Origin of the sequence: Microcoleus sp. B5-D4 (assembly GCF_036705145.1) — a bacterium.
Taxonomy (GTDB): Bacteria; Cyanobacteriota; Cyanobacteriia; order Cyanobacteriales; family Microcoleaceae; genus Microcoleus.
On record NZ_JAUBTV010000013.1, the window covers coordinates 48,353 to 56,365 of the forward strand.

At 45.9% G+C, this 8,013-nt stretch carries 4 protein-coding genes; 2 read left to right on the forward strand and 2 right to left on the reverse strand.

From position 1 onward, the window contains the following. Positions 1-2,926: Calx-beta domain-containing protein (locus QUB10_RS09035; protein ID WP_333201389.1), on the reverse strand; the 2,926-nt coding region annotated here is incomplete at its 3' end. A 291-nt stretch (positions 2,927-3,217) separates the two neighbouring features. Between QUB10_RS09035 and QUB10_RS09040 the strand changes: the two genes are divergently transcribed. Together QUB10_RS09040 and QUB10_RS09045 are read left to right on the forward strand one after the other, a co-directional pair. Further along, entirely contained in the window at positions 3,218-4,573 is a 1,356-nt protein-coding gene (locus QUB10_RS09040) for an AAA-like domain-containing protein (protein ID WP_333201391.1), read from the forward strand. A gap of 244 nt (positions 4,574-4,817) precedes the next feature. Next, entirely contained in the window at positions 4,818-6,029 is a 1,212-nt protein-coding gene (locus QUB10_RS09045) for a transposase (RefSeq protein WP_333201393.1), read from the forward strand. Between the two features lie 145 nt (positions 6,030-6,174). Here the strand turns inward: QUB10_RS09045 and QUB10_RS09050 are convergent. Continuing rightward, positions 6,175-8,013 (reverse strand): M10 family metallopeptidase (locus QUB10_RS09050; RefSeq protein ID WP_333201395.1); only part of this gene is annotated, 1,839 nt, incomplete at its 5' end.

Here is an 8,013-nt window from a genome sequence, read left to right on the forward strand (position 1 = left end):
GAGTTTCTGTCGGAGTTTCTGTCGGAGTTTCTGTCGGAGTTTCTGTCGGAGTTTCTGTCGGAGTTTCTGTCGGAGTTTCTGTCGGAGTTGGCGTTTCTGTCGGAGTTTCTGTCGGCGTTTCTGTCGGAGTTTCTGTCGGAGTTTCTGTCGGAGTTGGTGTCGGAGTTGGTGTCGGAGTTTCTGTCGGAGTTGGTGTCGGAGTTGGTGTCGGAGTTGGTGTCGGAGTTTCTGTCGGAATTGGTGTCGGCGTTGGCGTTTCTGTCGGCGTTTCTGTCGGAGTTGGTGTCGGAGTTGGTGTCGGAGTTTCTGTCGGAATTGGTGTCGGCGTTTCTGTCGGTGTCGGCGTTTCTGTCGGAGTTGGTGTTGGTGTTTCTGTCGGAGTTGGAGTGGGATTAGAGTCATCACTATCATCATTGACAATAATGCCCGTACTTTGGTTGGCGGCGGGATTGATGGTGGCGTTGATGGCGTTGTTGAGGGTAACGCTGAAAGTTTCATTCGCCTCGAATTTGTTGTCGCCGTTAACAATTACAGCGATCGTTTTTGTTAGCGCTTCTGGCGGATTAAAGATGAGATTACCGTCATTATCTTCGTAGTCGAAATCGCCCGTAGTAGCAGTACCGTCATCTGTCTTGTAGTTAACAGTAATGGGCAAACCAGAAGCATTGGAGAGGCTAACAGTGTAGTTGTAGGTAGTTGTGCCTGTATTGCCTTCAGCTTGGTTAATCGTAGCGGGGGTGATGCTGACAGTTGGAGGGTTATCGTTATCTGCAATTGTCAAAACTGCATTGTTGTATCGATCGCCAACTGTAGCATTTCCCGTTGGATTAGTTAGAGATAAATTAACCGTTTCGTCAGCTTCGTCGATCGCGTCATCGGCGATCGGAATAATAACAATTTTTGGTGTCGTATCGCCCGCGGCAAAGTTAATCGCGATCGGCGTATTGGTGTAGTCAGCAGCAACAGCAGTACCATCCGTCAGCGTCAGCGTTGCCCCAACTGCACCTTTATTACCACCGATGCGATTGACGCTAATTGCAGTACCTACAACTGTACCGTTTTCATTCACCGTGTAAGCGGGATTGCTAAATTGCAGTAAGCCGGGGGAAGGTTGAGAAAATTCCGAAGTATCGTTAGTTGCTAAGTTAGTAGCAGTAGTGACGATCGCCCCTGTTGCAGTTAAAGGCGGCGATATAAAATTAGCATTGCCAGCAGCATCAGTTATGAGATTAACAAAGTTGAGATAAGTTTGTCCTTCGCCGTTACCGCTGGGATCTAGAACAGTATTGTCAAAAAATTCGACGCGGAAATTCGTATTGGGAATGCTGTTGAGAGTGCCGCTAATAGTAATGTTGCCGTTGCTAGCAGTTGCGGAGGTTAACACCGGGAAATTTTGCAAGCCGTTTCCGCCTGTATCTCCGTCTCCCAAGTCGTTTGGGGTAACGCCGTCGCTAGTTAAGGGATCGGCATCGTTATCGAGATCGATGCCTAAACCATTATTAGAAAAGATAGAATTGCCTAAAATTGCCAAACCGTTGCCACCAGTCACTTGAATGCCGCTGCTACCGCTAAATGCGATCGTATTTCCTTCTCCTGCAGCGGTACCGCCGATGCGGTTATTCACACCTGGATCTAAAGCTATGACGTTGCTGTAGAAAGTATTGGGTAAAGGAGTGCTGCCGTCAGCTTGCGTGCCGATATAATTGCCGATAACGCGGTTGTTAGTGACCTCGTTGCTATTAAGATAGACGCCCATTTGATTGCCGGAAATGACATTGCGTTCTTGCGGTGTCGTGCCACCGATGATGTTACTTTCGCCAGCAGCGATAAAGACGCCGACCGGATTTCCCAAAGCGGCAGTACCGCTGATATTTGTGCCGATATAGTTGCCGACAACTCGGTTTGTCGCAGCTACACCGCCTGAAGGTTCGCCTAAAAGTGTGGGCGCTATTGCAAAAAAAATACCCGCAGTCTGACTGCCAGAAATGATATTGCGTTCTTGAGGCGTCGTTCCGCCGATAATATTGTTAGAAGCGCTGCCAATAGAGATGCCATAGATACTGTTTCCTAGCGCTACATTACCCGTGATATCAGTGCCGATGAGGTTGCCGACAACTCGATTTTGATTGGCAGTTGGGCCGTTAATCGCAATTCCGCCACCAAGGCCCACATTGCCAGAAATCAGGTTGTCCTGAATCAGGTTTTCAGGCGCATTGCGGATGCTGATGCCACCGGTGTTGGCCATCGTATTGGCGATCGCAACAGTACCTGTAACATCAGTGCCAATACGGTTGCCGATTACTTGGTTGTTGCGCGCAGCGATGCCGGAAATCTCGATGCCAAGCCCGCTATTTAAATTGTCGTTGCCAGAGATTAAGTTGTTCTCGATCCGATTATCTGGAACGCCATCAATCCAGATCCCCCTGCGGTTGCCCCGATTGACCGTACCCGCAAGATCCGTGCCGATGTGGTTGCTGACGATCTCGTTGCCACCATTGGTTTGCAAGCGGATGCCTGCCGAGTAAAATCTGTTGATCGCTAAACCTTGCACGGTACTGTTCCCAGCAGTGATATCAAGTCCGACCATCCCAACTCCGGGGAGGTTGCCGCTGAGTTCCACCAGTGGCAAACCGTTATAGCCCGCGCCGCCTTGACTCCAACCATCGACGATCGCTGGATCGGAGATCGGCGGCAGTGCGGATAAAGGCTGAATTAATTGCTGAGAACCGATCGCCCCGATATTAAAGGCGATCGTGTCGCGATCGGCTGCAGTACCCAATGTACCGTTAATCTGTGCTTGTTCTGCCACTGTCAAAGCAGCAAAATTCAGAGTGCCATTCGCAACCAGAATTGCCTCTCTGAGGGTGAGGACGGCATTCCTGATATTCGAGTCATCTGTGCTATTAACGGTAATGGTAGCAGCCATAATTTTTCTCCTTATACCCTGGTGTTGGCGAGGTTCGGCTATTGTTGGTTAGGCGATCGATAATTGCGAGCGGGCGATCGGCAATCAAGTTGCTTCTAAACCAGTATATTTTCCCAGAATAAAACCGACCAGGGGAGTAAAATCAGGTGTTTCTACAAGGACTGACAGTAAAAACTCAGGTTAAATCAGTTAAAATACGGAAAAGTCAGGGTGGCTTTCTCCATGCAGGAACCATAGATATCTTGTAAAAGTCTGCATACTTACGTATATACGTACTTACGGGTCGAGCCCATGAACTCAGAATTAGACTTCTCTTGGAGCCAAACCAAAGAATCTGCCGATCGCATTTTTGCTCAAAACACCGGCAAATATCTCAGCGACATCGAAATGAAAGTCCTTCAAGGTTCTTGGGAAGGCAAAAGTTACGATGAAATCGCCAAAACTTACGGCTACAGTGCTGAATACCTCAACAAAGATGTCGGTAACAAATTGTGGCACAAGTTTTCAGAAGCGTTAGGAGAGAAAATTAGTAAGAAAAATTTCAAAGAAGCTCTAAGGAGATTTTCCTCGCCAGAATTACGTCAATTTACTAACATAAATCCGCCCTCGCGAACACTGAATGCGATCGCAAATTTGCCATTTCCCGAAGGTTCGGTATCATTAGATTCTCCTTTTTATGTAGAGCGTTGCAACATTGAATCTTTGTGCGGCGAGACTGTTGTGAAACCCGGTTCGCTGATTCGGATCAAAGCACCGGAAATGATGGGCAAAACTTCATTAATGACCAGAATTTTAGCTCAGGGCGATCGGGAAAACTATCACGCAGTTTATATCGATTTGAGGGCTGCAGACCGAGGAATCTTAACAAATTTGGAGAAATTTCTGCGCTGGCTGTGTTTGATGGTAAGCCGACAGTTAAAGTTAGAAAACAAGTTAAACGAATATTGGGATACGGATATTTTGGGCAGCAACGATAACTGTACGGTTTACTTTGAAGAGTATTTGCTGGCAGAAACATCAGCGCCTCTAGTTTTGGGGTTGGATGAAGTCGATCGCCTATTTCCCTACACCGAAGTAGTTGAAGACTTTTTGGGGATGCTGCGAAGCTGGCACGAAAAAGCCAAGATTTCGGATATCTGGAAAAAACTGCGGTTGGTAATGGCGCATTCTACCGAAGTTTATATTCCTTTGGACATGAATCAATCTCCGTTTAATGCGGGGGTGCCGGTTGAGTTGCTGGAGTTTGAGAGGCCGCAAATTCACGATTTAGCTCGCTTACACGGCTTGGAGTGGGATGAGGGGCAATTGCAAAAGTTAATAAGTGCGATCGGCGGACATCCTTATTTAGTAAGATTGGCAATGTATGAGATTAGTTGTGGCAAAACCTCATTAACTCAGCTATTAGAAAATGCGGCATCAGAATCGGGAATTTACAGCAGTCATTTACGCAAGCATTTGGAAATACTGCAACACAATCCAGAATTAGCTTGGGCTTTGAAAAAAGTTGTTAATTCCCCCGAACCAGTTGAATTAGATTCAATGCAAATTTACAAATTGCACAGCATGGGACTTGTGCGGCGGCAAAACAATTATGTGATGCCGCGGTGCAATTTGTACCGCGAGTATTTCTGCCGTGTTTTAGGTTGAAAAGCAGTGATAGTGCGTGCGATCGCGTAGCGTGCATTTGGCATTCGCTTATAAAGATCGAGCATGAAAACCCCGTGACTTTAGTCCGGGGATGAAAGGCAGAAGGAGGCTAAAGCCTCCCAGTTTCTTTTGTGGGATTTCAGGATTGCGCTGTAGAGTGCAACTATGTAAATCTTTATGAACTATTTGAGGTATATTAAGCCGATGTTGTTAGTATAAGAAGTATCGTGATGAGGTCGAAGTCATGCTAGTTTTTGAGTTCAAAGCATACGGTAAAAAGCAGCAATTTGCCGCTGTAGACGAAGCAATTAGAACAGTACAATTCATCCGTAACAAAGCATTGCGCTTTTGGATGGAAAACCAAAAAGTCGATAAGTATGACTTGAATAAGTACAGTGCTGTTTTAGCTAAAGAATGGACGTTTTGTGATGAACTCAACAGCATGGCTCGACAATCAAGCGCCGAAAGAGCGTGGTCGGCAATCGCCCGATTCTACGACAACTGTAAAAAGAAAATTTCCGGCAAAAAGGGTTTTCCGCAGTTTCAGAAAGACAATCGGTCGGTCGAATATAAAACGACCGGGTGGCGGATGGCAACTGACCGAAAATCTATCACTTTTACCGATAAAAAAGGCATCGGAAAACTCAAGTTGAAAGGAACGCGAGACTTACATTTCTATCAGCTTAGCCAAATTAAGCGAGTGCGCTTAGTCAAACGAGCCGATGGATACTACATCCAGTTTTGCGTTCAAGTTGATCGTTCCGAGAAGGTTGAAGTTACAGGTAATGCTATTGGATTAGACGTGGGGCTCAAAGAGTTCTACACAGACTCTAATGGTGTTACAGTCGAAAATCCGCGTTTTCTGGGCAAAGGAGAGCGCCGACTAAAGAAAGCCCAAAGGTGGCTTTCAAAGCGAGTCAAAGGTTCAGAAAACAGAAAAAAAGCTAGAGTGATTCTAGGGAAACGCCACCTCAAAATAAGTAGACAACGTAAAGATTTTGCTTTGAAATTAGCAAGATACGTCATCCAGTCTAACGACTGTGTAGCCTACGAAGACTTGAGAATCAAAAACATGGTGAAGAATCACTGCTTAGCTAAATCGATTAACGACGCATCTTGGTATATGTTTCGAGTGTGGCTGGAATATCTTGGCAAAGTATTCGGAAGAATTACAATTGCCGTGCCAGCCAATGGAACAAGTCAAGAATGCTCTAGCTGCGGGACAGTTGTCAAGAAAAGTCTGTCAACGCGAACTCACGCTTGTCGGTGTGGGTGCGTAATTGACAGGGATTGGAACGCAGCCAAAAACATCCTAAGTCGGGGATTGAGTACGGCGGGGCACGTCGGAACTTGGATCTTAGATCCGAACGCTTGTGGAGAATTGACCGCTACCGATGTTGAAGTAATTCTGCATCGGCAAGTCGATTCTGCGAATCAAGAATCCCCTCGGCTTTAGCCAGGGGAGTGTCAAGAAGAATAAAAGAGACTGACTTGAGCGATCGCTAACTTCACTGACTATTGAAAATAGGGTTTCGGAAACAACACTCATTCCCAATTCCCTATTTTCAATACATAGCTACTTTCCCAATCAACAGACAGAATTAGCTCTTGACCAAATCAAGCCCAGTAATGGTGGTTATACTAGCACCATTGTTTATCTTAAGGTTAGTGAAAGGTTGTATCCCTTGTATAACACCAATCAATCCATCGGGGGAAAATCCCGGATTATCAACGAAGATTCCTCGACCTGATACTCCACCGTCAAGGCTGACATTCTCCAATTTATAGTTGACTCCTCCTTTAAGCTGGATAGTATCCTGATCGGGTGTAAAGTCTGTAATTAAGCCGTAGCCGTTAACAAATGGATTCGGATTGGGAACCTGGAAACCACTCTCATTGTAGTAGATCTTATTGGCATCCCCAAGGACGAAGGTGTTAACTCCAGCACCTCCAGTAAGAATGTCAATTTCTTGAGTGCCAGGGCTCGCTTTAGAAGAATTAACACCAATTAAAGTGTCATTACCGTCGCCACCCGTGAGAACGTCATTACCGTCGCCACCCATGAGCCTGTCGTTACCGTTTCCGCCATTGAGAGTGTCTTTGCCTAAGCCACCATTTAGAGTATCATTCTGGTTGCCGCCATTGAGAATATCGTTGCCGTTGCCGCCATTGAGAATGTCATTACCGTCGTCACCATTGAGAATGTCGTTGTCTAAGCCACCATTGAGAGTGTCATTACCCTTTCCGCCTTTAAGAGTATCGTTGTTGAATTCACCATTGAGAATGTCATTGCCATCTCCGCCATTAAGGGCATCGTTGCCGCTACCTCCACTCAGCAAGTCGTTACCGATTTTGCCATATAGCTTGTCATTTCCCAATCCACCTTGGATGTTGTTGGCAACTGCATTCCCGGAGATGTTGTCGTTTCCAGCCCCTCCAACTGCATTTTCAATGGTTACGCCGAGAGCGATCGCCACATTGTTTTCAGCATTGGCATTACCATTGGCACCGATAGAACTGAAACCACCTGTGATTAAATCAATTACTACATCCTTAGTTTGGTTAGCGGCACTGATTTTGTCGGTGCCACCCCCATCCCAAATCGTTTCGATAAATTTGGCATCTTTGCCCCAACTATAAGTATTGTTACCGGAACGGGTATCGGTATTAGCCCCATAAAGATATTGAACTGCTGCAACATCAAATAGTTGTGGAGTTTTTGGTGTCACCCCTGGCATATCAGGGTGACCGTTGTAAGACATGAGAGTAAAGCGATCGTTGTCTTGATAATTGGGCATATTTACTGCCCCTTCATGAGGGTGTTTCAACCCTAGGGAGTGACCAATTTCATGAAGAAGAATTGTAAATCCTGATGAACCGGGCGTAATGTTGGCAAGATTATTGTCAAGCCAAATGTGACTTTTAGTAGCAGACCCGACTCCAGTAGACCAGCCTGCATAATTGGGAATGTCGATAGAACCAAACTGAATTTTTCCACCACCGTTAGCATTAGAAACTTCCTTAAATGTGATATTGGAAATATCAGAGTAAAGTTTTAATCCTTGTCTGGCCGACTCCTGCTGTTCTGCTGTGAAGGGTTTGAAGTCATCCCATGAGGTAGATTCTGGCTTAGTTTGCATGAAGCTAAAAGTAACTTCTACGGGCGTACCTAGTGGGCTATTTTTGTTCCATCGTGGTTGATTTGTAGGAAGCAAAGCATCAATATAATAGGGCAGGTTATTCACAATGCCAGCGGTAGCAACCGGGCCAACACTGTCAATAGGGCGAACACTTTCGACAGGATTTAGGGTGCGAGTAGCTTCATTTCCGTCAACATTTCTGTCGCGGTCGATGATATCAACTGTTTCAGAATCATCGCTGTCACGACGGTCAATGATATCAACTGTTTCCGAATCATCGCTGTCACGACGGTCAATGAT

Coding starts and splice junctions, on each gene's coding strand:
- QUB10_RS09040 (WP_333201391.1), top strand. CDS start 3,218: ATGAACTCAGAATTAGACTTCTCTTGGAGCCAAACCAAAGAATCTGCC.
- QUB10_RS09045 (WP_333201393.1), top strand. CDS start 4,818: ATGCTAGTTTTTGAGTTCAAAGCATACGGTAAAAAGCAGCAATTTGCC.